Here is a 23959-nt window from a genome sequence, read left to right as displayed (position 1 = left end):
GGTAGGGTTGGCGCATGCAACAGGACGACGCTCGGGTGCTCGCGACGGTGCGGCGCCTCTGGCAGGGGCTCGCCTCGCCGACCGCACGGTTCACCCCGGGTCGCGTCGCGGTCGTCGTGAACGCCGGGTCGATGGCCTGCCCGCCCGGCTGGATCGGCGTCGTCGAGATCGCCGGCAGCGCCCTCGCGATCGTGCCCGACGAGGACACGGCGAAACGGCTGGCCATCGAGGACGAGTCGCCGAAAAACGTCGGCACCGTCGACTTCCTGCGATCCCGGATGCAGATCGCCGAGGTCCTCGGGCCGGCGACCCTCGACTACCTGCTGCCCGGCCGGTTCACGCCCGCCGAGGAGATCGACGTTGTGGCGAGCAAGGCGAGCGACCCCGCCATCGAGTCGATGCTGTCGAAGGTGGGCGACGATGAGGCCTCGGAGAGCGGGATCTTCGGGATCACCTCTCCCCTGTTCTCGGTGCGCGACCACGGGCGCGTGCTCGCGGTCGCCGGGTACCGGTCGTGGCCGCTCGGCGTCGCGCACGTGACGGCGCTGACGGCACCGGAAGCTCGCGGGACCGGTCTCGCGACCCGACTCGCCTCGACCGCCGTCGAGCACGCGCTCGAGCACAAGCTGCTCCCCCAGTGGCGGGCGGCCGACACGAACCCCGGATCGCGAGCGGTCGCGAGGAAGCTCGGCTTCTCCGCCGTCGGGCGGCAGCTCTCGGTGCGGCCGGTGGTCGCCGAGTGGCCGTCGCCGTCCGCCGACGCCTGACCCCCACCCGACCGGCCCTGACTCAGGAGTTCCCCGGCGCGGCGACGCCGGCCGAGCCCGACACGCCGGCCGACTCCTGAGAAAGGGTCGTCCGCAGAGCGCGCTGGGTGAATGAGTGGGTTGGCGGGCGGGGCTCAGCCGCTGACGACGGTGCGGCCCTCGAAGGCGCGTCCGAGGGTGACCTCGTCGGCGTACTCGAGGTCACCGCCGACGGGCAGGCCGGAGGCGAGTCGGGTGATGCGGATCCCCATCGGGAGCAGCAACCGACTGAGGTAGGTGGCCGTCGCTTCGCCCTCGAGGTTCGGGTCGGTCGCGATGATGACCTCGGTGACCGTGCCGTCGGCCAGACGCTGCATGAGTCGACGGATGTTGAGGTCGTCGGGCCCGACGCCGTCGATGGGGCTGATGGCGCCACCGAGCACGTGGTAGAACCCACGGAACTCACGGGTGCGCTCGATCGCGACGACGTCCTTCGGCTCTTCGACCACGCAGATGAGTGCCGGGTTGCGTCGCGGATCGCGGCACACACTGCAGAGGTTCTGCTCGGAGATGTTGCCGCAGATCTCGCAGAACTTCACCTTCTCGCGCACGACGGTGAGGAGCTCGGCGAGCTTCGACACGTCGAACGACTCCGTCTGGAGGATGTGGAACGCGATGCGCTGCGCCGACTTCGGACCGATGCCCGGCAGTCGCCCGAACTCGTCGATCAGATCTTGGACGATTCCCTCGTACATGGCCTACCGCCCTCCGGAGCGCGGCTCGTGCGGCTGCTCCTCGATGAATGTGGCGCCGAGGAGCTCGCGGACGACGCTCTCGCCGTACCGGTTGTCGCCCGCCGGATGGGATCCCGCCGACGCCGGAGGCGCCTGACGCATCTTGACGAGCGGCTGCCGGCGCTCCGCCACGGGCGGGGCGGCCGAGGCGGCCGGAGCCGGAGCGGCGGGAGCAGCGGCAGGCGCCGCCGGGGCGTCGTAGGGGTCGGGGTACGGCGGCTCGTCGTCCGGCGGGGGTGCGTCGGCGTCGGACGGGATCGAGACCACGTCCCAGGTGACGGTCCGCGAGCCGAGTGCGTCGCCGTTGGAGGGACCTCGGGCGGGCGCCTGCTGGCGCGGCGGTGCGGCCTGCTGGCGCGGCGCGGGCGGAGGGGTCGTCGGGGCGGGAGCTGCGGATCCGGTGGGCTGGGCGAGCTGCCCTTCGACAGGCTCAGGGACCGAGGATGGGGGCGTCGCAGAGGCGGGGATCGGAGACGAGGTGGGCCCCTCGACAGGCTCAGGGACCGAAGACGACTGCGTCGCGGAGGCGGGGACCGGAGACGAGGTGGGCCCCTCGACAGGCTCAGGGACCGAAGACGACTGCGTCGCGGAGGTGGGGACCGGGGACGGCTCGGGCTCGTCGGCCGGCGGGACGACCGTCGCCCAGGAGGAGGACGACACCGATGCACGCTCTTCGACCGGCGCCGATGGCGACGGAGCAGGAGCCGATGACTCGCCGGCGGGCGTTCCCGAGCCAGAGGACGCGGGCTCGGCCGAGGACGCGGCGTCCGCTCCTCCGGCAGGCGCGACCGTCGGCCACGAGGGACGCGACCCTGCCGAGGCGGAGCCGGCTGACGACGCCAACGCTGCGGGCGCCGGGACGTTCTGCGGCAGGCTCGGCGTCGACCAAGCGGACGGCTCCGAGGAGACGGCGCCCGAGGTCGGCGCAGCGGCGCGAACCGCCGGCGGCTCCTCGGCACCCGCGACCTTGGCGAGGTACTTGACCCGCACGCCGAGGACGTCGAGCACCGCGGTGCGCAGGACCTCGGCCACCCCGGTGCCCGGGGCGTGGCGGGCCTTGAAGTCGTTGAGGTCGCTGTTGTTCGCGAAGACGAGCGTGAGGACCTCGTCGTCGGAGTAGCCACCGACCTGGGCGTTGACGACGATCATCCACGCCTTGCGGTCGGCCTTCTCGACCCGGGCGACGATCTCGGGCCAGGCGTCGCGGACGAGCTGCAGGGTGACCGGGCCGACGCGGGGCGCGGCCGGGGCAGGAGCAGTGACCGGCGCGGGAGCGGCAGCTGTGCGCGCCTCGACCGGCTCCGGGACCGGGGACGAAGATGGGGACGGTGCGGACGACGGCCCCGAGGCCGGGACGGCGGCGACCGAGGCGGGCGCCGGAACCGAGGCCGACGGCGCCACAGCGGCCGGGTCGGCGGCGACACCGTCGACACCGATGCGGCGCTCGAGGCGCTCGACGCGGACGAGCGCGCCACGGGCGGAGTCGTCGGCCGCGGGGACGAGGATGCGGGCCATCATGAGTTCGAGGTGGAGCCGCGGCGAGGTCGCGCCGGTCATCTGGGTGAGCGCCTCGTTGACGACGTCCGCCGTGCGGGACAGCTCCGCGATACCGAAGGCACGCGCCTGGCCGAGCATCTTGTCGAGTTCGTCCTGGGGCAGACCACGCAGCACGGCGGCCGCGTTCTCGCCGGTGGCGGCCACGACGATGAGGTCGCGGAGTCGTTCGAGCAGGTCGTCGACGAAGCGTCGGGGGTCCTGTCCCGTCTGGATGACGCGGTCGACCGTGCTGAACGCGGCCCCGGAATCACGCGCGGCGAGGGCGTCGACGACCTCGTCGAGCAGCGCGGTGTGCGTGTAGCCGAGCAGCGCGACGGCACGTTCGTAGTCGACCGAGTCGCCCTCCGAGCCGGCCATCAGCTGGTCGAGCAGCGACAGGGTGTCGCGGGCCGAACCGCCACCGGCGCGGACCACGAGCGGCAGGACGCCCGGCTCGACGCCGACGTGCTCGCTGTCGCAGAGCTGCTGCACGTAGTCGAGCATCTGGGCCGGCGGGATGAGCCGGAACGGGTAGTGGTGGGTACGCGAACGGATGGTGCCGATCACCTTGTCGGGCTCGGTCGTCGCGAAGATGAACTTCACATGCTCCGGCGGCTCCTCCACGATCTTCAGCAGCGCGTTGAAGCCCTGCGGGGTGACCATGTGCGCCTCGTCGAGGATGAAGATCTTGTAGCGGTCGCGGGCCGGCGCGAAGATCGCGCGCTCGCGGAGGTCGCGGGCGTCGTCGACACCGTTGTGGCTGGCGGCGTCGATCTCGACGACGTCGAGCGAGCCCGAGCCGTCGCGCGAGAGGTCGACGCAGCTCGCGCAGACACCGCACGGGGTGTCGGTCGGGCCCTCGGCGCAGTTGAGGCAGCGCGCCAGGATCCGGGCCGAGGTCGTCTTGCCACAGCCTCGCGGACCGCTGAACAGATAGGCGTGATTGACCCGGTTGGTGCGCAGGGCCGTCATGAGGGGATCGGTGACCTGCGCCTGACCGATCATCTCGGCGAACGTCTCGGGCCGATACCGGCGATACAGAGCAGTGACCACCCACCAATGGTAGCCGTCGCCCCCGACATCGGGGCCGCTGCCGGAAGCGGACGGCCGCCGCTCGGACGGGGCCTAGAACTCCACGGGACCGAGCGACGGACGGGCCAGGAAGGAGAGCTCCGGCGAGGTCAACGCATGGAACTCGAACACGGTGAACCGGTTCGCCCCCGCACGCAACTGACCGCCCGGGACGTAGAGCGTGTGCTGCGGCCCTCTCGACCAGTAGCGGCCGAGCAGGAAGCCGTTCACCCAGACGAGTCCCTTGCCCCAGTCGGCGGTGTCGAGGAACAGGTCGGTGGGCGCATCGAGCGTCACGGTCGCGGTGAGCAGCACTGGGCCGGCACCGCTGATCCGTGCGCCGGCCGCCGGTGACGCCGCGGCGTCGACGACCTCGTCGAGTCGGTCGAGGGCGACCGGGGCGATCCCCCAGGCCGTCAGTTCGACGCCGTCGAGCGACACCGGCCCGATGATCCCCTTGGGCTCGCCCAGACGTTTGCCGTAGTTGACGCGTCCCTGGTTCTCGAGGAGGAGTTCGAGCGTCTCGCCCGCCGGGATCACGAGGGAGCGCTCCTGGAACTCGCGGGTCAGCGTCCCGACCGGCACGCCGTCGACGGACACGACGACGCGGTCGCGCACCTCGCCGAACCGCAGCACGCCGCCACGTCCGCCGAGCCGCGCCTGATAGCGGGCGAGACCGCTGAAGGCCCCGAGTTCGTCCATCGTCGGGATCCGGTCGAACGCTGCGAGTGGGGCGAGCTCGTCGGCGACCTCCGCGAAGGGCACCTCGGCCTCGAAGGCGGCGGTGAACGCCGGTGCGTCCGTCGCGGCAGGCGGGACGTCCGTCGGCACCTCGGCGTACTTCGCGATGACGTCGCGGAAGGCGAAGAACTTCTCCGTCGGGTGGCCGGCCTCGTCGAGCGGGGCGTCGTAGTCGTAGGAGGTCACATGGGAGCGGTACTGCCCCTTGTCGTTCGCGCCGCCGGTGAACCCGAAGTTCGTGCCGCCGTGGAACATGTAGATGTTGACCGACGCGCCCGTCGCGAGCAGCGCGTCGAGGTCGGCCGCCGTCTCCGCCACCGGGGTCGTGTGGTGGTGCTCACCCCAGTGGTCGAACCACCCGTCCCAGAACTCCGAGCACATGAGCGGCCCGGTGGGCTGGTGCTCCCGCAGCGTCGCGAGGCGTTCGAGCGAGCGGCTGCCGAAGGAACCGGTCTTGTGGAGTTCGGGGATGCTGCCGTCCTCGAGCATCTGCGCGGTCGGCTGGTCGACCGTCGTCAGCGGCACGGTGATCCCGAGCTCGCGGGTCCAGGCGGTCAGCGTGCGGAGGTAGTCGTGGTCGTCGCCGTAGGCACCGTACTCGTTCTCGACCTGCACGAGGATGACGGGACCTCCGCGGTCGATCTGCCGCGCGGTGACGATCGGGAGGAGCGCTTCGAAGTACTCGCGGACGGCCGCGAGGTACCGGGGCTCGCTGCGACGCAGTCCGAGCTCCGGGTCGTGCAACAGCCAGCCCGGCAGGCCGCCGTTGTCCCACTCCGCGCAGATGTAGGGGCCGGGGCGCACGATCGCGTACATGCCGGCCTCGGCGATGAGGTCGAGGAAGCGCTCGAGGTCGTTGGTGCCGGTGGTGTCGAACACGCCGCGCTCGGGGCTGTGCTGGTTCCAGGCCACGTACGTCTCGATCGTGTTGAGCCCCATGAGCTTCGCCTTCGCGATGCGGTCCGCCCACTGCTCGGGGTGCACCCGGAAGTAGTGGAGGGCTCCGGAGAGGATCCGGAACGGCTGGCCGTCGAGCAGGAAGTCGTCGGCGCCGATGGAGAACGTGGGCATGCTGGGGCTCCGTGATGAAGAGGTCGGGATGGAGCGACCGTGGCCGGCCCGACGAGACCCTGAAGGTACGCCGACCGGCCACGGTCGATGGTGCTGATGCTGCAGGTGCCCGCGGTGAGACCGCGGGCCGCGCCACCGGCTCCGGGAGGGACCGGAGCCGGCGGACGACTACTTCTCGGTGACCGTGAAGCCCTGCGTGTTGCCGTACTCGACGAGCTGCTTCTGCCAGTCGGCCAGACCGTCGTTCAGGTCGGCACGGTTGGCGTAGGACTGCCCGACGGTGTCGGCGAAGATGCTGTTCGCGTAGACCTGGTAGGGCAGGTACTGCCAACCCGTCGACACGTCCTTGGCACCCTGGACGAGCACCTCGTTGATCTTCTGTCCACCGAAGTACTCGGGCGCGGCGGAGAGGAACTCGTCGGAGTTCAGGTCGGCGGTGGTCGCCGGGAAGCCGCCGTTGTCGAGGAAGACCTTGACGCTCTCCTCGTCGTTGTTCAGCCACTTGAGGAAGCCCGCGGCGAGCGCCGGGTTCTTGCTCTGCTTGAGCACGACCTGGCCACCGCCGCCGTTCTCGGCGTTGGCCGGCTTGCCGTCGTAGGTCGGGATCGGGGCGACGCGCCACTGGCCGGAGGCCTCGGCGACGGACGACTCGAGCACGCCGGGCATCCAGGCGCCCGTGATGAGCGTCGCGATGCTGCCGTTGCCGAGCGACTTGTACCAGTCGTCGCTCCACCCGGGGACGTCGGAGAGCAGGTCGCCCTCGACGAGCTGGTTCCAGGTGTCGGCCCACTTCTTGGAGCCCTCGTCGGCGAGGTTGACGCTCACCTTGGTGCCGTCGGCGGTGAACGGACGGCCGCCGGCCTGCCAGATCATGCTGGTCGCGAAGCCGGAGTCACCGGAGTCGTTGGTGATGTACTTCGACGGGTCGGCGGTGTGCAGCTGGGCTGCGGCTGCGATGTACTCGTCCCAGGTGGTCGGGACGGCGATGCCGTACTGGTCGAACACCGTCTTGTTGTAGAACATGGCCATGGGGCCCGAGTCCTGCGGGAGGGCGTACAGGCCGTCGCCGATGTTGACGGAGCTCCACGGGCCGGGGCTGTAGTCGTCCTTGAGGTCGCCGAAGCCGTAGGCGTTGAGGTCCACGAGGGAGTCGCTCAGCGCGAACTGCGGGATGGCGTAGTACTCGACCTGCGCGACGTCGGGGGCACCCTTGCCGGCCTTGATCGCGTTCTGCAGCTTCGTGTACTCGGTGGTGTTGGTGCCCGCGTTGACGAGGTTGACCTTGACCTTGGGGTAGGCCTTCTCGAACGCGGCGACCTGGGCCTCGGCGGACGGGGTCCACGACCAGTAGGTGAGCTCGCCACCGGCCTCGAGGGCCGATTCGATGTCCTTCGCGTCGCCAGAGGCGGTGGTGCCGCCGCCGGACGAGCAGGCGACGAGCGAGGCTCCGATCATCGCGGACGCGACGGCCGCCGTGGCCGCGCGGCGCAGGACCGTGCGGGACGGTGAGATGCGCTTCATGGGTGTTTCCTTTCACTGCGTTGGGAGGAGGAGTGGTGCTGGTGGCCCTTCGACAAGCTCAGGGACCGGGGAGGGAGTTCAGGGAGTGGATCAGCCCTTGACGCTGCCGGCGCTGAGGCCCGACTGCCAGAAGCGCTGCAGGAAGAGGAACGCGATGACGATTGGGACGATGGTCAGGAGCGATCCGGTGATCACGAGGTTGAAGATCGGCTGGGCCGCGACGCCTGTGGCCTGCGCGCTCCACTGACTGAGGCCGACCGTGAGCGGGTACCAGGTGGGTTCGGAGAGCATGATCAGCGGCAGGAAGTAGTTGTTCCAGGTCGCGACGATCGCGAAGAGCAGGACCGTGACGATGCCCGGTCCGAGCAGCCGGAGCGAGATCGTGAAGAAGGTGCGGAACTCCCCGGCACCGTCCATCCGTGCCGCTTCGAGCAGTTCGGTGGGCACCGCGTCGACCGCGTACGTCCAGATCAGGTAGAGACCGAACGGGCTGACGAGCGAGGGCAGGATGACGGCCCACGGCGTGTTCGTCAGGCCGAGCTGGCTGAACATGAGGAACGTCGGCACGGCGAGCGCAGTGCCCGGCACGGCGATGGAGCCGAGGATGATCGCGAAGACCGCACGCTTGCCCGGGAACCGGAACTTCGCGAGTCCGTAGCCGCCGATCGTCGCGAGGAGGGTCGCCCCACCGGCTCCGACGACGACGTAGAGGAGCGTGTTGCCGAACCAGCCGACGAACTGGCCGTCGCGGTAGGTCACGGTGTCGACGATGTTCTGCCACAAGTTGAACCCGCCGTCGCCGAACCAGAGGCCGAAGGAGGAGAACAGGTCGGGCTGGGACTTCGTCGCGTTGATGACGAGCCAGAGGATCGGGACGACGGAGTAGATGAGGAACACGGCCATGACGATCGTCAGGACGAGCGAGCGCTTGCGTCGCGGGTCGTGGCGCTTGCGGGTGGGGCGGTCGAAGGCGCGGGCGTTGCGGGCGGTGCTCGTCGAGACGGTCTGCGGACGCACGGTGGGGTTCGAGACGGTGGCCATCAGCTGTTCTCCTGTCGGGAGCCGCGCACCTGCACGACGTAGGCGATGACGGCGGTGATGACGCCCATGATGATCGCGACCGTCGCCGCGAGGTTGAACTGCTGACCCGCGAAGGACAGGTTGTAGGCGTACATGTTCGGCGTGAAGTTGCTCGTGATCACGTTGGGGGCGAGGTTCTTCAGCAGGTTCGGCTCGTTGAACAGCTGGAAGGAGCCGATGACGGAGAAGATCGTCGCGATGACGAGCGCGCCGCGGAGGGCGGGGATCTTGATGCTGAAGACCGTGCGGAACTGCCCGGCGCCGTCGATCTCGGCCGCCTCGTAGATCTCACCGGGAACCACCCGGAGGGCGGCGTAGAAGATGAGCATGTTGTAGCCCATGAACTCCCACGTGACGATGTTGCCGATGGAGGCGAGGACGGCCTGCGAGCTGAACGGTTCGAGGATCTGCGCGCCGACGAGGTCGTTGAAGCTGCCCGCGAGTCCGAACTGGTCGCCGTAGATGAAGCCCCAGATGAGTGCGGCGACGACGCCGGGCACCGCGTAGGGCAGGAAGAGGGCGATGCGGAAGAACGCGGCCCCGTGCAGCCGGGCACTGTCGAGCGCGAGTGCAGCGGTGAGCGACAGAGCGAGCATGATCGGCACCTGCACGACGAAGAACAGTGCGACGCGGCCGAACGGCTCCCAGAACTTCGGGTCCTGGAAGACCTGGAGGTAGTTGTCGAACCCGACGAAGGCGTTGCCACCGATGAGCTTCTCCTGGAAGAAGCTGAGGTAGAGCGCGTAGACGAGGGGCGCGATGATCATCAGCGCGAAGACGATCATGAAGGGGGCGATGAACGCCCACCCCTTCCAATCCCGGCGGTCGCGGCGGTGGACGCGGACCGCTGGTGGCCGGCCGGTGCGAGCGGTCGTGGTGGTCATGGGCAGCTTCCTTGCTGGATTCGGGTGGAACCGTCGTGCGGTGTGGCGTCTCGGGGGTGTCGCCGATGATGTTTACGTCAACATCTGTTCGGTACCATAGCATGTTCACGTCAACATGCAAGGATGGATGCGACGAGAGGCAGACCATGACGGACACCACCCAGCGAGCGCCTGGCCGAGCCAGACGTGCGCCCTCCATGGCGGACGTCGCAGCCCACGCCGGGGTCTCCTCGCAGACGGTGTCGCGCGTCGCGAACGGGCTGACGAACGTCGATGACAACACCCGCGACCGCGTCCTCGAAGCCATGACCGAGCTCGGCTACCGCCCGAACCGGGCCGCGCGGGCCCTCCGGTCCGGTCGCACCCGCAGCATCGGCATCACCATGTTCACCCTCTCCTCCTACGGCAACATGCGCACGCTCGACGCGATCACCGTGCAGGCGGCGCGGGCCGGGTACTCCGTCACCGTCGTCCCGGTCGAGTACCCCACGCAGCGTGATGTCGCCGTCGCCCTCGACAGCCTCCGCGAGCAGGACGTCGACGGGCTCATCATCGTGATCGAGTCGCACATCGTCGACGGCGCCGACGTCGAGCTGCCGGCCGGCCTGCCCGTCGTCGTCATCGACTCGGCCGCGCGCACCGACTACCCGGTCGTCGACAACGACCAGGCGCAGGGTGCGGCGTTGGCGACCCAGCACCTCCTCGACCTCGGGCACCAGGGCGTATGGCACATCGCCGGTCCCCGCACCTCCTACTCGGCGGCCCGTCGGGAGCAGAGCTGGGGCGACACCCTGCGCGCGGCCGGCATCACGCCGCCGCCCGCATTCCGTGGCGACTGGTCGACGACCTCCGGCTACGAGATCGGCCTCGAGATCGCGGAGCGCCCGGAGATCACCGCCGTCTTCGCCTCGAACGACCAGATGGCACTCGGCCTCCTGCGCGCCCTCCACGAGCGCGGGCGAGCCGTGCCGGGATCGATCAGTGTGGTCGGCTTCGACGACACCCCGGAGTCGGACTCGTTCTGGCCGCCGCTCACGACGGTGCACCAGGACTTCGACGAGATCGGCCGCCGCGCGATCACGACGCTCCTCCGCGAGATCGAAGAGGGCCCGTCGGCGTCCTCCGAGCCGCTCACTCCGACGCGTCTCGTCGTGCGAGCGAGCACCGCTCCCCCGCCCGCCCGCTGACCGGAACCCGTCCGGTCATCGAGCTGAACACGTCCGGTCATGGAGCTTGTCGAAATGCCCACCTCCGCACTTCGACAGGCTCAGTGACCGGAATGGGGAGCTGCGTGACCGGAAGAGGGACCTCGGTGACGGGGCAGTCCTTGACACCCGAGTGAGGGGTCGCCCATACTCGTCGGAAATGTTGACGTGAACACGGTGGCTCGACGCCCCGAAATGTTCACGTGAACATCGATCTGCTCCACGGCCTCCAACGAAGGAACCACCGATGACACTGCCGTCACCAGTCCGCCGCCGAACGATGGGAGCGACCGTCGCCGTCGCCCTCGGCATCGCCGCGATCGCACCAGCACTCGCCACCGTGGAGGCGCCGCCGGCCGCCGCCGCGGAGGGCACCGCCCTGACCATCACGCCGAACCCCGCCTACCAGAACGAAGCCTTCGAGGGCTGGGGCACGAGCCTCGTCTGGTTCGCCAACGCGACCGGCGACTACCCGGCCGACGTCCGCCAGGACCTGTTCGACAAGGTGTTCGGCGAGGACGGCCTCAACCTCAACATCGCGCGGTACAACATCGGTGGCGGCAACGCCAGCGACGTCCCGCCCTACCTCCGCGCCGGCGGCGCCGTCGACGGCTGGTGGAACCCCGAGCTCGGCGCGAGCGACGCCGACGGACCGATCACCTCCGACTACGCCGACCGCGACCGCTACGCCGCGGCCTGGGACGCCGACGACCCGGCCTCCTACGACTTCACCGCCGACGAGACCCAGCGCTGGTGGCTCACGGCCCTCAAGGACAAGATCACCAAGTGGGAGGCGTTCAGCAACTCCCCGCCGTACTTCATGACGGAGAGCGGCTACGTCTCCGGGAACTACAACGCCGCCGACGAGCAGCTGAAGCCCGAGAGCGTCGACGACTTCGTCGCGTATCTCGCCACCGTCGTCGACCACCTCGAGGCCGACACCGGCATCGACTTCGACACGATCGACCCGTTCAACGAGCCGAACACGAACTACTGGGGCACGCAGATCGACGAGGCCACGGGATGGCCGAAGGGCGGCCGGCAGGAGGGTGCGCACATCGGGCCCGCCATGCAGGACACCGTGATCAAGGCCCTCGCGGAGCGCCTGGCGGCTGAGGGCACGTCCACCGAGGCGGTCATCGCCGCGATGGACGAGACCAACCCGGGCATCTTCGCCACGAACTGGAACGGCTGGTCACAGGCCGCCAAGGACCTCGTGACGCAGCTCAACGTCCACAGTTACGGACAGGGCGGCAGCGTCGTCGCACGCGACATCGCGAAGACCGCCGGCAAGCCGCTGTGGATGAGCGAGGTCGAGGGCGACTGGGACTCCAGCGGCCAGCACAACCTCACGAACATCGACAACGGCATCGGGATGGCGACGCACCTCATCGACGACCTCCGGAACCTCGAGCCGACGGCCTGGGTCCTCTGGCAGCCGGTCGAGGACCTCTACAACATGGAGAAGGTCGAGAAGCTCAACTGGGGCAGCGTCCTCATCGACTTCGACTGCAACGCCGAGGGCGACTCCGAGCGACGCATCGCCGACGGTGACGCGGACCCGAGCTGCTCCGTGCAGACGAACGCGAAGTACAACACGCTCCGCAACTTCACCCACTACGTGCAGCCCGGCGACCACCTCATCCCGTCCACCGATGCGGAGACCACCACGGCCCTCCGCGCCGACGGCACCGGCGTGAACCTCGTCCACGCGAACCCGTCGACCTCGGCTCGGACGATCACCATCGACCTGTCGAAGTTCGCGAGCATCGCCCAGGGCGCGACGGTCACCCCGGTCGTCACCACCGAGTCCCCCGCGGACGACGTTACGGCGAATGCCCTCGTGCAGGGCGCGGCGGTCGCGATCGACCCCGTCACCAAGCAGGCGACGCTCACCGTCCCGGCGAAGTCGGTCACCACCTTCCTCGTGGACGGCGCCACCGGTGTCGCTGCGGATGCCGCACCGTTCCAGGACGGACACGGCTACCAGCTCGTCGGCAAGCAGAGCGCGAAGGCGTTCACCGCGTCCAGCACCACGGGCACGGTCCCGGCCGGCACGATCACGCCTCGCGCCTCCGACGCCACCACCGGTGCAGCGCAGGTCTGGACCGCCGAACTCCTGTCCGGCGGGGGCACCAGCACCGCCCGGTACGCGATGCGCAGCGGTTCGGGCGCACTCCTCGCCGCGACGTCGGCCGGCACCTCTCTCGTGACCGCGACCCGGGAACAGGCCGCGACCGACCCGTCCCTGCAGTGGATCCCCACGACGACGAACGGCGCCGAGTGGAGCCTCGTGAACGCGGGCACCAGTCAGGCCCTCGAGGTCGGCGGTCAGTCGACCACGACGGGCGCCGCGGTCGGCGTCTATCAGTCGAACAACGGCGCGAACCAGACCTGGGCCTTCGTCGACATCGCCCTCACCGGCGTCCAGCCGGTCGTCGCACAGACGATCGCCGGCGTCCCTGCCGCACTGCCGAACACCGTCGTCCCGCTCTACGGCACCGTGCAGGGCTCGCCCGTCCCGGTCACCTGGGACACCTCGGCCGTGGACTGGAACACCCCTGGCACGATCGTCGTGAACGGGTCGGGGACGGATGGGTGGGGAACGGCCTTCACCGCCCAGGCGACCGTCGACATCGGCGGCTTCACCACCACGGAGCCCGTCTCGCTGACCGTCGCGGCCGGCACTCCGGCGAGCGCGGTCGTCGACGCCGTCCCGGCCACCGTCCCCGCGCAGATCGGGGCGAGCGCCAACCGGTTCGACGCCGCGGTGACTTGGGACGTCGATTCGCTGACTGACGAGGACTTCGCCGAACCCGGCGTCGTCCGGGTGACGGGCACCGCGGTGTCCAACGACCCGGCAGCCGCGCCGATCGACGCCCTCTTGTCGGTCATCGTGACGGCTCCGGGCGAGCGCAACATCGCTCCGGACCCGACGACCGTCGCGAGTGCGACGTCGACCGAGTCCGGCTACCCGGCGAGCAACACGAAGAACGGCGTGCGCACGGACAAGGGTTGGTCGAACTGGCGGTCGTCGGACAAGCCGGCCGGCGACACCCTGACCTACGAGCTGGGTTCCGCGCAGGCGATCCAGCACGTGACCTTCTACGCCTACAAGGACGGTGGGACGAACAGTTGGCCGAGTGCGCTGACGGTGCAGTACCGCGACGCTGACGGGACGTGGATCGACGCACCGGGCGGAGCGGTCACCGTGCCGGTTCCTACCGGCGGGACGGCACCGGTCGTCGACGTCGACCTCGGTGGTGTGTCGACCTCAGCCGTGCGCGTCGTGATGACGGCCTACCCGAACACGCACCTGGTCGTCTCCGAGGTGGAGATCTACGCGCTCGCGCCGTCGGTCGCCACCGAGGCCGGCCTTGCGGCCCTGCGGGTGGACGGCACACCGGTCGAGGGCTTCGACCCAAGCGTGCTCGAGTACGAGGTGCCGCTGGCCGGTTCCGCGGATCCCGTGATCGACGCGATCCCGACCGACCGCGACGCGACGGTCACGATCGAACCGCTCGCCGCTGCTCCGACTGCTGCGGCCCGTGCTGCGGCCGACGCGAGCGACGGCGTCGTCATCACGGTGACGGCGGCCGACGGCACGACCACGCAGGCGACGACGATCACCTTCGCCCGGACGGCGGTCGCGACCGCGACGCTCTCCAGCGTGGCGCGCGAGGGGGTGGCGACGACTGCAGCGGTCGTCCTCGACCCGGAGGACGCCGCCGTGGTCTACGCGTGGCTGCTCGACGGCGAGGTGGTCGAGGACGCCGACACGGCGAGCTTCACCCCGCCCGTGGGCAGTGCCGGTGCCGCGCTCTCGGTGCGAGTGACGGCCTCGGCAGACGGCTTCGCGCCGGTGGAGACGACGTCCACACCGGTGACCGTCCTGGCCGCCGTGGTGGACCCGGGAACCGATCCCGGCACCGACCCGGGGACGAACCCCGGAACGGGGCCCGGCACGGGCGCCGGCGGTGGCACGGTCGGGAGCGGTGACGGAACGAGCTCACCCTCGGGTGGTTCGGCCACGGGCGCCGACTCGCTGTCCCGCACGGGCGTCGACGTGTCGACCGTCGGGCTGGTCGCACTGCTGCTCGGCCTCGTCGGCTTCGGCTCCGTGCTCGTCGCGCGACGCCGACGCTCGGCCTAGCCGACCGCGCCTCGACAGGCTCGGAGACCGGATCCCCGGTCCCTGAGCCTGTCGAAGGGCAACCAACGAACACTGCACTTCGACAAGCTCAGTGACCAGAACGGTCCCCGCGGAGAACCCCGGTCCCTGAGCCCGTCGAAAGGCAACCAACGAACACCGCACTTCGACAAGCTCAGTGACCAGACCCTTTCCGGTCCCTGAGCCCGTCGAAGGGCACTCGACCAACACCGCACTTCGACAAGCTCAGTGACCAGAACGGTCCCTGCGGAGAGCCCCGGTCCCTGAGCCTGTCGACGGACACCCGACCAACACCGCACTTCGACAAGCTCAGTGACCAGACCCTTTCCGGTCCCTGAGCCTGTCGAAGGGCACTCGACCAACACCGCACTTCGACAAGCTCAGTGACCGGACCCCTCCGGCCCCTGAGCCTGTCGAAGAGCAGCAACGACGGAACCCCGCCACCCGAGCTGACTCGGGTGGCGGGGTTCCGTCGTTGCAGGTGACTACTCGGCGTCGAGGTCCGTCTCGAGGAGGCCGGCGAGCTCGGCGAGCGCCTCGTCGGCACCCTCGCCCTCGGCACGGAGGGTGACGACGTCGCCGTTCGTGGCGCCGAGGCTCATGATCGTGAGGATGCTGGAGGCGTCGAGCGGCCCGGAGTCGCCGAGCTCGATCGTGACGGGCACCGGCTGGCGCTTGACCGTCTCGATGAAGAGCTTGGCGGGGCGGGCGTGCAGCCCGACGCGGCTGGCGATGGTGGCTTGGCGTTCGGCCATGGTGATGCTCCTTCTCAGGTTCGGTGTCGAGTGGATGGGCCTGACCAGTGGATCAGGTCCGGCTGTGGATCAGTCCCGGGTGATCAGACGGTGGCCGGGCGGACGGTCGCCTGCTCGGTGCCGACGGCGGCGGTTGCGGCGTCCGCGCCCTCCACCGGGCGGCGGCGGGCGAACCGCTTGAGCAGGACGACGGCGACCGCGGTGATGACGGTGCCGACGAGGACCGACACGACGAACATCGCGAAGTTGCCGATCGCGAAGAACACGAACACGCCACCGTGCGGGGCCTGCGAGGTGACACCCGTCGCCATGATGAGCGCACCGGTGGCGGCACCACCGAGGATCGACGCCGGGATGACACGGAACAGGTCGGCCGCGGCGAACGGGATCGCACCCTCACTGATGAACGCGGCGCCGAGCAGCCACGCGGCCTTGCCGTTCTCCCGCTCGACGGCGGTGAACGAACGACGGCTGAGGACGGTCGAGGCGAGGGCCATCGCGAGCGGCGGCACCATGCCGGCTGCCATGACCGCGGCCATGATCTGCCACGGCGCCTGGTTGGCGAGCGTGCCCGCACCGAGGCCGGCGACGGCGAACGAGTACGCGACCTTGTTGACCGGGCCACCGAGGTCGAACGCCATCATCGTGCCGAGGATGACGCCGAGGAGGATCGCGGAGACACCGGTGAGGCTGGACAGCCACGTGTTGAGGCCGCCCATGAGCGCGGCGATCGGGCCACCGAGGACGAGGATCATCAGGCCGGAGGCGACGATCGATCCGAGCAGCGGGATGATCACGACCGGCATGAGCCCCCGCAGCCAGCGCGGCACGTTCAGACGACCGAGGCCGTAGGCGACACCACCGGCGAGCAGGCCGCCGACGAGACCGCCGAGGAAGCCGGCGCTCATGAGGAGGGCGACGGCACCGGCGACGAACCCGGGTGCGATGCCCGGTCGGTCGGCGATCGCGTAGGCGATGTACCCGGCGAGAGCTGGGACGAGGAACGCCATCGAGGCGTTGCCGATGGAGAACGCGACCGCACCGAGGTAGGTGCCGAGGCCGCCCGCCGGGAGGTTCACGAGGCTGTTCTCGACGATGATCTTGCCGGCGTTCTCGGTGATGTTGTAGCCACCGAGGAGGAAGCCGAGGGCGATGAGCAGGCCGCCACCGGCGACGAACGGGATCATGTAGCTGACACCGGTGAGCAGCCAACGCTTGATCGACTGACCGACGTTCGCGTCCTTCTTGTCGGACGTCGAGGCGGACGCCTCACCCGCCGCAGCGGCGACGCGCGGTGCGTTGGGGTTGGAGATGGCGGCGACCGCGTCATTGATGAGCTGCTCGGGTGCGTCGATACCGCGCTTGACCGGAGCCTTGATGACGGGCTTGCCGGCGAAGCGGGTGACGTCGCGGACGTCGACGTCGACGGCGAAGATGACCGCCTGTGCCTTCGCGACGACGTCGGCGGGCAGCGGGGTCGCGCCGGACGCGCCCTGTGTCTCGACGTGGAGTTCGACACCGAGGCGCTTGGCGGTGGCGGCGAGCGAATCGGCCGCCATGTACGTGTGGGCGATGCCGGTGGCGCAGGACGTGACCGCGATGAGGACGGGGCGGTTCGCCCCGCCGGCGGACTCGACCGGAGCCGAGGCGGCGCGCTCCGCAGCGGGTGCCGTGGCGGCCTTCGGGGCGTCGCCGAGCGCACCCTCGACGAGGGAGACGACGGCTGCTGCGTCGGGGGCCTCACGGAGCGAGGTCACGAACTCGGGCTTGATGAGCGAGCGGGCGAGCTTCGACAGCAGCGCCAGGTGCGCCTGATCGGCACCATCCGGAGCGGCGATGAAGAAGAGGAGGTCCGCGGGGCCGTCGTCGGAACCGAAGTCGACGAGCGGCGAGACGCGGGCCATCGCGAGCGTCGGCTCGGTGACGGCGGCGGAACGGCAGTGCGGGATCGCGATGCCGCCGGGGATGCCGGTGTCGGTCTTGCTCTCGCGGGCCCACGCGTCGGCGAACAACGCGTCGGTGTCGGTGGCGCGGCCGGCCCGGACGACGAGCTCAGCGAGCGCGCGGATGACGCCCGCGCGATCGGTGCCGAGGTCGGCGTCGAGGGCGACGAGGCCGGTGGTGATCAATGGGGTGGACATCTGGGTTCTCCTTCGAAACGGATGCTGCTGCTGCTTCGGGTGGTTCGTGGTCGGTGGATCAGGGACGCGAGAGGTGCAACGCCCGGTCACCGAGGTGGTCGAGGTGCGGAAGCGGGCCGACGTCGATGGCTCCGGCGTCGGTCGCGCTGAGCGCCGGGACGTCGCTGCCGGGGAGTGCCGCGGCTGCGGCTCCGTGGGCGACGGCCTGCGCGAGGCGGGCTGCAGGTGGGAGGCCTGCGGTGTGCGCGATCAGGTAGCCGGCGAGGGAGGAGTCCCCCGCGCCGACGGTGCTGCGCGCCACGATCTTCGGGGCCCGGGCGAACCAGGCCTGGTCGGCTTCGACGAGGACGGCGCCTCGCGAGCCGAGGGTGACGAGGACGGCGACGACAGGGCCGGGGGCGTCGGCGGAGCCGACGAGGGTCGAGGCGACGGCTGCGGCGAGCGCCGGGTCCGCCTCGATCTCCTCGCCGGTCGCGGTGCCGGTGAGTTCGGCCAGTTCGGCACCGTTGGGCTTGATGAGGTCGACGCGCTCACCGGTGTCGGCGAAGGCGGCGAGGAGGGCCGCGAGCGGAGCGCCGGAGCTGTCGACGGCGACGAGCGGTCGACCGTCGGCGGCGAGCGCCCGCGCGGCCCGCACGACCCTGGCGTAGAAGTCGGGGGCGAGGCCGGGCGGCAGCGAACCGGCGACGACGAGCCACTCGGCGCCTGCGGCGGCACGGGCGGTCGCGTCGACGAGGCGGGTGGCGTCGTCCTCGGTGAGGAGCGGTCCCGGCTCGTTGATCTTCGTCGTCGTGCCGTCGGGCTCGGTCAGCGTGATGTTCCGGCGCACGGGCTGTCCGGTCGGAACCGCGAGGACGTCGATGCCCTGGTCGCGGAGCGATTCGACCATGGGGTCGCTCGACTCACCGGGGAGCACGGCGACGGTCGACAGCTCCGCGGCGGCGACGGCGCGGGAGACGTTGACACCCTTGCCGCCCGGCTGCTCACGACTCGCGAGTGCGCGGAGGACCTCGCCGCGCTCGACGACGCCCGGCAGTTCGACGGTGTGGTCGAGTGAGGGGTTGGCGGTCAGGGTGATGATCATGCGACGACCACCTCGACGCCGGCGCCCTCGAAGGCGGTGGCGAGCTCCGCTGCGACGGGTTCGTCGGTGATGACGGTGTCGATCTCGTCGAGGGCGGCGAAGCGGATGAGTGCCTCCTCGCCGAGCTTGGCGGCGTCGGCGAGGACGACGGCCCGGCGGGAACCGCGGACGATCGCGGACTTGACGGCCCCTTCGAGCTCGTCCGGCGTGCTCAGACCGAAGTCGGCGCTCACGCCGTTGGCGCCGACGAAGGCGATGTCGGGACGGAAGCGGCCGAGCTCGTCGACGGTGGTGCTGCCGACCGCGGCGCTCGTGATGCCGCGGACCCGGCCACCGAGCAGGTGGAGCTCGACGTGGTCGCAGTGGTGGAGCGTCGCCGCGATCGGCACGGAGTTCGTGATGACGGTGAGCGTCTGGCCGGCGACGGCCGGTCGCCAGGTGACGAGGAGGTCGGCGAGGTGCGCCGTGGTCGTCCCGGCGTCGATGACGATCGAACCGCTGAAGGTGTCGGGGATGAGGCGGAGGGCGGCCCGGGCGATCGTCGCCTTCGCGTCGCGGCGCTGGTCCTGGCGTTCGGCGAGGCTGGCCTCGGCCACGGACGCACGGGCTGCGGAGACGGCGCCGCCGTGCACCCGGCGCAGGATGCCCGAGGACTCGAGCTGGTCGAGGTCGCGACGGATGGTCTCGGCGGTGACGCCCAGCTCCCGGGACACGTCGGCGACGGAGACCCGTCCGCTCGTCTTCACCCGGCTGGTGATGTGCTCGTGCCGCTCCGTCGCGTACATGCGTCGTCCTTGACCTTCGTTTCCGGTGTTGCAGGCTTGCAGTGCGAAGAAAGTATCACACAAACACAGAGAAACACAGATCCGCTTCGACAAGCTCAGCGACCGATCAGGTGGCCCCGGTCCGGGAGCGCGCCGAAGGGCAACGACCAGCCCCGGTCCCTGAGCCTGTCGAAGGGCGCGTCAGGAAGCGAGGATCAGGACGGCGAAGAAGGCGGCGGTCGGCGCAACCGTAGCGCCGACCGCCTGATCGTCTCGCACCCGAACGCGCGAGACGGCTGGTGTCACGACGGCGAACCGGCCGTCGTCGTGACAGGTTGTTCCGCTGCCTCGCGCCCCTGCGAGGCCGGGCGATCGGGCAGCAACTGACGGAGCACTCCCCCGGCGTGGGTCGCCCATCGGCCGGTGGCCACCCAGGTGCGGTCGCGGACGAACAGCAGGTCGAGGGCGATCATCGCGAGCGAGAACGGCCACAGTCCGAGGAAGAGTCCAATGCCGAGGTGCATGAGGATCGTGAACCCGAGGGCGACGATGCGGGTCGGCCGCCAGAGGACGAGGACGGGGAACAGCAGCTGCACCCACACCGACAGGAACGTCGCGACCCACACGAACGGCGCGATCTGCCAGGCCAGGTCGCTGAGCGCCGGGAACGGTCGGAACACGTCGAGCACGAGCGAGTAGTAGAACGCCGTGCCCTCGCGCCACTCCGCACCCATGAGCTTGTAGATGCCCGAGTTCACGTACACGAGCATGATCTGGTACCCGCAGAGCAGCACCGCGGTGTTGTTCGCCGCGTTCCCCAGCCACTCGGGGATCGCGAGACGCCCCCGCAGGATGGGGCGTGGCTCCCGACCTCGCCGACGTGCGAGCCAGGCATCGACCGACCAGTGACGCGAGAGGTTCGCGAACACGAGGAAGAGGAGTGTGATGCGGAGGATCGTGTCGCCACCGTTGGTGAGCACCGTGCTGTTCGTCGCGAGCCCCACCCAGAACACGAGGAGGACGGGCGTGACGAAGCGGGTCTGCCACCCGATGAGGAACAGGACCCCGAGCACGATCAGCGCCCCGTAGGCGAGGTCGAAGAGGAACGCGCTGTCCTTCGTGAAGACCACCTCGAACAGCGGGAACCAGGCGCGACGTCTGGCCTCCGGATCCACCCACCGGGACGCGACGCCCCACAGGTAGTGCCGGTCGGCGAGGCTCGTGAGGAGGAAGCTGACGATCGCGATCCCGTAGAGGATGCGGAGCGCGGAGAGGCTGTAGCCGGCGTGCTTGGCACCCGTGACCCACCCGGTGAAGCGGTCGAACCCTGTGCGGACGGCGTTCATCGTGCACCTCCGTAGCGGCTGATCACGTCGCGGTACACCGCGAGCGTCTCGGCGTCGATCACGTCGTCCACATGCCGCCAACCGAAGGTGACGGCGGTGGCGTCGAACTGCCGCTCCTCGGAGAACCGGTTCTCGAAGTCGTTCGGGCGCGTGCGGTCGATCCGCCATCTGACCCGCTCGACGTCCTCGCCGAAGTACGCCGTGGAGAACGCGGTCGCGTACTCCTTCAGCATGTAGTCGTAGCGGAGGAACCGGACGATGTCGCCGCGCCCGGTGCTCGGCGTCCCGCCCACGGCCTCGAGGTCGGCGATGAGCGACTCGGCAGACTGGGCGCGGTAGCCGCCACCGTCGGCGCGCTGGATGAAGGTGTCGCGCACGAGCTCCCGCTGCTCGGCGTCGAGCGCGAGATACCGGGCGTTGTAGGCGAGCATCGCGTTCCAGGACGACTTCTGGATGCGCGACGGCTCGGCGTGACCGGGGACCGCCTGCTGCTCGAGCTTCGTGACGTTGACCCAGTCGGACTTGACCAGAGCACCGTCGGCGTCGCGCCACTGCGCCTGCACCGAGAACGTGATGTTCGTCTTCATGATGCTCGGCGCGAACACGTTCCACTTCTGCGTGAAGTAGGGGCCGGCCGCAGCGACCACGGCGCCGCGGACGGGCGTCGTGGGCGAGACGATGACGAGGGTGCCGGCGACGTACACGCCGACGAGGACGAGCGAGACGGCCGCGGCGATGCGGGCGGCGCGCTTCGGGGGTGCCGGTGGTGCGCCCTCGGGGCGTCGGCGGGTGGGCCTGTCCTGCCCGTCGACCGGCTCAGCCGGCGGCCGCTCGGGGCGGGGTTCCTCGAGCAAGCCCGGGCCCTCATGGTGTGCCGGCCCCTGAGCTTGTCGGAGGGCGGCGGATGGTCGTGTGATCGGAGTCACGGTTCCTCCTGGGTGATGGGTGGTGATGAACCACGGCGGCTCCGGTTCGGCGAAACCATCCGTGGGAGAAGGAGCAGGCCGTGCCGACCCGAATGCGGCACGGCCTGCTCAGTGGGGTCACTCCATACGCGCCCGCCGCGTAGCCACGAAGACGCCTCCGAGGAGGAGCATCATGGTGCCGAGTCCACCGAGCCACAGGCCGTCGAAGCCGGTGCTCGGCAGACCGGGGCGTGACCCCGGTGCTGCGGCGACTGGCGCGGTGACCGTGAAGGCCGTGGCCTCGCGGTCGAGCGGCAGCTCACCGGTCTCGGATCCGGAGACCTCCACCCGGTGGGCACCCACCTCGAGCGACGAGGAGTCGACCGAGAAGGTGAGGGTGGCGTTTCCGAAGGCATCTGCGACGACGGGCGTCAGCGCGAACGGGGTCGAGAAGACCGTGGCCGAGATGGTCTCGCCGGGCTCGAAGCCGGTGACGTAGACCTCCTGGACCACACCCGTGTCGACGACGATCGTCGGGTACTTGACGGTCGCCTGACGCTCGTCGCCGGCGTCGGTGTCGCCGTCGGCGTCAGCGGCGGTGTCGGCGTCGGCTGCGGTGTCCGCGTCGGTGTCGGCGTCGGCTGCCGTGTCCGCGTCAGTCGCAGTGTCTGCGTCAGCTGCGGAGTCGGTCGCAGCATCGGTGTCGGCGGCGGCGTCGGTGTCAGCATCCGCGTCGACCGCGGTGTCCGCGTCGACGTCCGCGTTCAAGTCGACATCGGTGCCGTCGGCGTCAGCGGCGGTGTCGGCCGCGGCATCGGTGTCAGCAGCAGCATCGACATCAGCAGCAGCATCGACATCAGCAGCAGCGTCCGCGTCAGTCGCGGTGTCCGCGTCGACGTCCGCGTTCAAGTCGAGATCAGTACCGTCCGCGTCAGCGGCGGTGTCAGCAGCAGCATCGACATCCGCGGCAGCATCCACGTCGGCAGCGGCATCCACATCGGCAGCAGCGTCCGTGTCAGCAGCAGCATCGACATCAGCGGCAGCATCCACGTCGGCAGCAGCGTCCGTGTCAGCAGCAGCGTCGACATCGGCGGCAGCATCCACATCAGCCGCAGCATCCACATCAGCAGCAGCATCCACATCGGCAGCAGCATCGACATCAGCGGCAGCATCGACATCAGCGGCAGCATCCACGTCGGCAGCAGCGTCCGTGTCAGCAGCAGCGTCGACATCGGCGGCAGCATCCACATCGGCAGCAGCATCCACATCGGCAGCAGCATCGACATCAGCGGCAGCATCCACATCAGCGGCAGCGTCGGAGTCCGCAGCAGCATCGACGGCGTCAACGGCAGCGTCCACATCGGCAGCAGCATCGGCATCAGCGGCAGCATCCACATCAGCGGCGGCGTCGGTGTCAGCCGCAGCATCGGTGTCAGCGGCGGCATCCACATCAGCAGCAGCGTCCACGTCCGCAGCAGCATCCGTGTCAGCGTCAGCATCCACATCGGCAGCAGCATCGGTGTCAGCCGCAGCATCGGTGTCGGTGTCGGCAGCAGCGTCCACGTCAGCAGCAGCATCCGTGTCAGCAGCAGCATCCGTGTCAGCGTCAGCATCCACATCGGCAGCAGCATCGGTGTCAGCGGCCGCATCCACATCAGCAGCAGCGTCGAGGTCCGCAGCAGCGTCCGCGTCGGCAGCAGCATCCACATCGGCCGCGGCGTCTACGTCAGCGGCAGCATCCGTGTCAGCAGCAGCATCCACATCAGCGGCAGCGTCGGTGTCAGCCGCAGCATCGGTGTCGGTGTCGGTGTCGGTGTCGGTGTCGGCAGCAGCGTCCACATCAGCAGCAGCATCCGTGTCAGCGTCAGCATCCACATCGGCAGCAGCATCCGTGTCAGCGGCAGCATCCACATCGGCCGCAGCGTCGGTGTCGGCGGCAGCGTCCACATCGGCCGCGGCGTCTACGTCAGCGGCAGCATCCGTGTCAGCAGCAGCATCCACATCAGCGGCAGCGTCGGTGTCAGCCGCAGCATCGGTGTCGGTGTCGGTGTCGGTGTCGGTGTCGGCAGCAGCGTCCACATCAGCAGCATCGGTGTCGGCAGCAGCGTCCACATCAGCAGCAGCATCCGTGTCAGCGTCAGCAT

General features: G+C 69.9%; 19 protein-coding genes. 3 read left to right on the top strand and 16 right to left on the bottom strand.

Annotated features, from left to right (window positions below; translation table 11 throughout):
* Positions 1 to 14: 14 nt before the first annotated feature.
* Entirely contained in the window at positions 15 to 767 is a 753-nt protein-coding gene (locus tag QRN27_RS12495) for a GNAT family N-acetyltransferase (protein WP_285042508.1), read from the top strand.
* Positions 768 to 901: 134 nt separating this feature from the next.
* On the opposite strand, the gene recR is transcribed toward QRN27_RS12495, so the two are convergent.
* The 6 genes from recR to QRN27_RS12465 form a co-directional block, all read right to left on the bottom strand.
* Positions 902 to 1501, bottom strand: coding sequence for a recombination mediator RecR (recR, locus tag QRN27_RS12490; RefSeq protein WP_056014479.1), 600 nt, complete (start codon positions 1499 to 1501; stop codon positions 902 to 904).
* Between the two features lie 3 nt (positions 1502 to 1504).
* Positions 1505 to 4129, bottom strand: coding sequence for a DNA polymerase III subunit gamma and tau (locus QRN27_RS12485; protein WP_285042507.1), 2625 nt, complete (start codon positions 4127 to 4129; stop codon positions 1505 to 1507).
* Positions 4130 to 4201: 72 nt separating this feature from the next.
* Positions 4202 to 5959 carry a glycoside hydrolase family 35 protein gene (locus tag QRN27_RS12480; RefSeq protein ID WP_285042506.1) on the bottom strand — a complete coding sequence of 586 codons (1758 nt, stop codon included), beginning with the start codon at positions 5957 to 5959 and terminating at the stop codon, positions 4202 to 4204.
* Positions 5960 to 6127: 168 nt separating this feature from the next.
* On the bottom strand, positions 6128 to 7480 hold the full coding sequence (locus QRN27_RS12475; protein WP_056014470.1) for an ABC transporter substrate-binding protein: 1353 nt from the start codon (positions 7478 to 7480) through the stop codon (positions 6128 to 6130).
* Between the two features lie 90 nt (positions 7481 to 7570).
* On the bottom strand, positions 7571 to 8521 hold the full coding sequence (locus QRN27_RS12470; RefSeq protein WP_056014467.1) for a carbohydrate ABC transporter permease: 951 nt from the start codon (positions 8519 to 8521) through the stop codon (positions 7571 to 7573).
* A complete protein-coding gene (locus QRN27_RS12465) occupies positions 8521 to 9444 on the bottom strand; it encodes a carbohydrate ABC transporter permease (protein ID WP_056014464.1) in 924 nt (307 codons plus the stop codon). The genes QRN27_RS12470 and QRN27_RS12465 overlap by 1 nt, the downstream gene beginning before the upstream one ends.
* Before the next feature lie 146 nt (positions 9445 to 9590).
* Between QRN27_RS12465 and QRN27_RS12460 the strand changes: the two genes are divergently transcribed.
* Both QRN27_RS12460 and QRN27_RS12455 read left to right on the top strand, forming a co-directional pair.
* The gene (locus QRN27_RS12460; RefSeq protein ID WP_285042505.1) at positions 9591 to 10631 is read left to right on the top strand and encodes a LacI family DNA-binding transcriptional regulator; all 1041 of its coding nucleotides are present in this window, start codon (positions 9591 to 9593) and stop codon (positions 10629 to 10631) included.
* Positions 10632 to 10896: 265 nt separating this feature from the next.
* Positions 10897 to 14802 (top strand): glycoside hydrolase, encoded by a 3906-nt coding sequence (locus QRN27_RS12455; RefSeq protein WP_285042504.1) that lies wholly within the window; start codon positions 10897 to 10899, stop codon positions 14800 to 14802.
* Between the two features lie 503 nt (positions 14803 to 15305).
* Here QRN27_RS12455 and QRN27_RS12450 read toward each other — a convergent pair.
* The 10 genes from QRN27_RS12450 to QRN27_RS12405 form a co-directional block, all read right to left on the bottom strand.
* Entirely contained in the window at positions 15306 to 15575 is a 270-nt protein-coding gene (locus QRN27_RS12450; protein ID WP_056014456.1) for an HPr family phosphocarrier protein, read from the bottom strand.
* A gap of 83 nt (positions 15576 to 15658) precedes the next feature.
* Positions 15659 to 17716, bottom strand: coding sequence for a PTS fructose transporter subunit IIABC (locus QRN27_RS12445; protein WP_285042503.1), 2058 nt, complete (start codon positions 17714 to 17716; stop codon positions 15659 to 15661).
* A gap of 58 nt (positions 17717 to 17774) precedes the next feature.
* Positions 17775 to 18800, bottom strand: coding sequence for a 1-phosphofructokinase family hexose kinase (locus QRN27_RS12440; RefSeq protein WP_285042502.1), 1026 nt, complete (start codon positions 18798 to 18800; stop codon positions 17775 to 17777).
* A complete protein-coding gene (locus QRN27_RS12435) occupies positions 18797 to 19585 on the bottom strand; it encodes a DeoR/GlpR family DNA-binding transcription regulator (protein ID WP_056014447.1) in 789 nt (262 codons plus the stop codon). The genes QRN27_RS12440 and QRN27_RS12435 overlap by 4 nt, the downstream gene beginning before the upstream one ends.
* 281 nt (positions 19586 to 19866) lie before the next feature.
* Complete coding sequence (locus QRN27_RS12430) at positions 19867 to 20910, bottom strand: HTTM domain-containing protein (protein ID WP_285042501.1); 1044 nt, start codon at positions 20908 to 20910, stop codon at positions 19867 to 19869.
* Positions 20907 to 21764, bottom strand: coding sequence for a DUF5819 family protein (locus QRN27_RS12425; protein ID WP_285042500.1), 858 nt, complete (start codon positions 21762 to 21764; stop codon positions 20907 to 20909). The genes QRN27_RS12430 and QRN27_RS12425 overlap by 4 nt, the downstream gene beginning before the upstream one ends.
* A 189-nt stretch (positions 21765 to 21953) precedes the next feature.
* Positions 21954 to 22724, bottom strand: coding sequence for a hypothetical protein (locus tag QRN27_RS12420; RefSeq protein WP_285042499.1), 771 nt, complete (start codon positions 22722 to 22724; stop codon positions 21954 to 21956).
* A complete protein-coding gene (locus QRN27_RS12415) occupies positions 22721 to 23524 on the bottom strand; it encodes a hypothetical protein (RefSeq protein WP_285042498.1) in 804 nt (267 codons plus the stop codon). The genes QRN27_RS12420 and QRN27_RS12415 overlap by 4 nt, the downstream gene beginning before the upstream one ends.
* A gap of 12 nt (positions 23525 to 23536) precedes the next feature.
* Positions 23537 to 23764 carry a hypothetical protein gene (locus QRN27_RS12410; protein ID WP_285042497.1) on the bottom strand — a complete coding sequence of 76 codons (228 nt, stop codon included), beginning with the start codon at positions 23762 to 23764 and terminating at the stop codon, positions 23537 to 23539.
* Between the two features lie 12 nt (positions 23765 to 23776).
* A partial coding sequence (locus tag QRN27_RS12405) for a hypothetical protein (RefSeq protein WP_285042496.1) occupies positions 23777 to 23959 on the bottom strand: 183 nt, incomplete at its 5' end.

The sequence above is a fragment of the Plantibacter sp. LMC-P-059a genome (assembly GCF_030209505.1).
Lineage (GTDB): Bacteria > Actinomycetota > Actinomycetes > Actinomycetales > Microbacteriaceae > Plantibacter.
The sequence above is the reverse complement of the archived record's forward strand: the minus strand, read 5'-3'. Positions and strand labels throughout refer to the sequence as shown.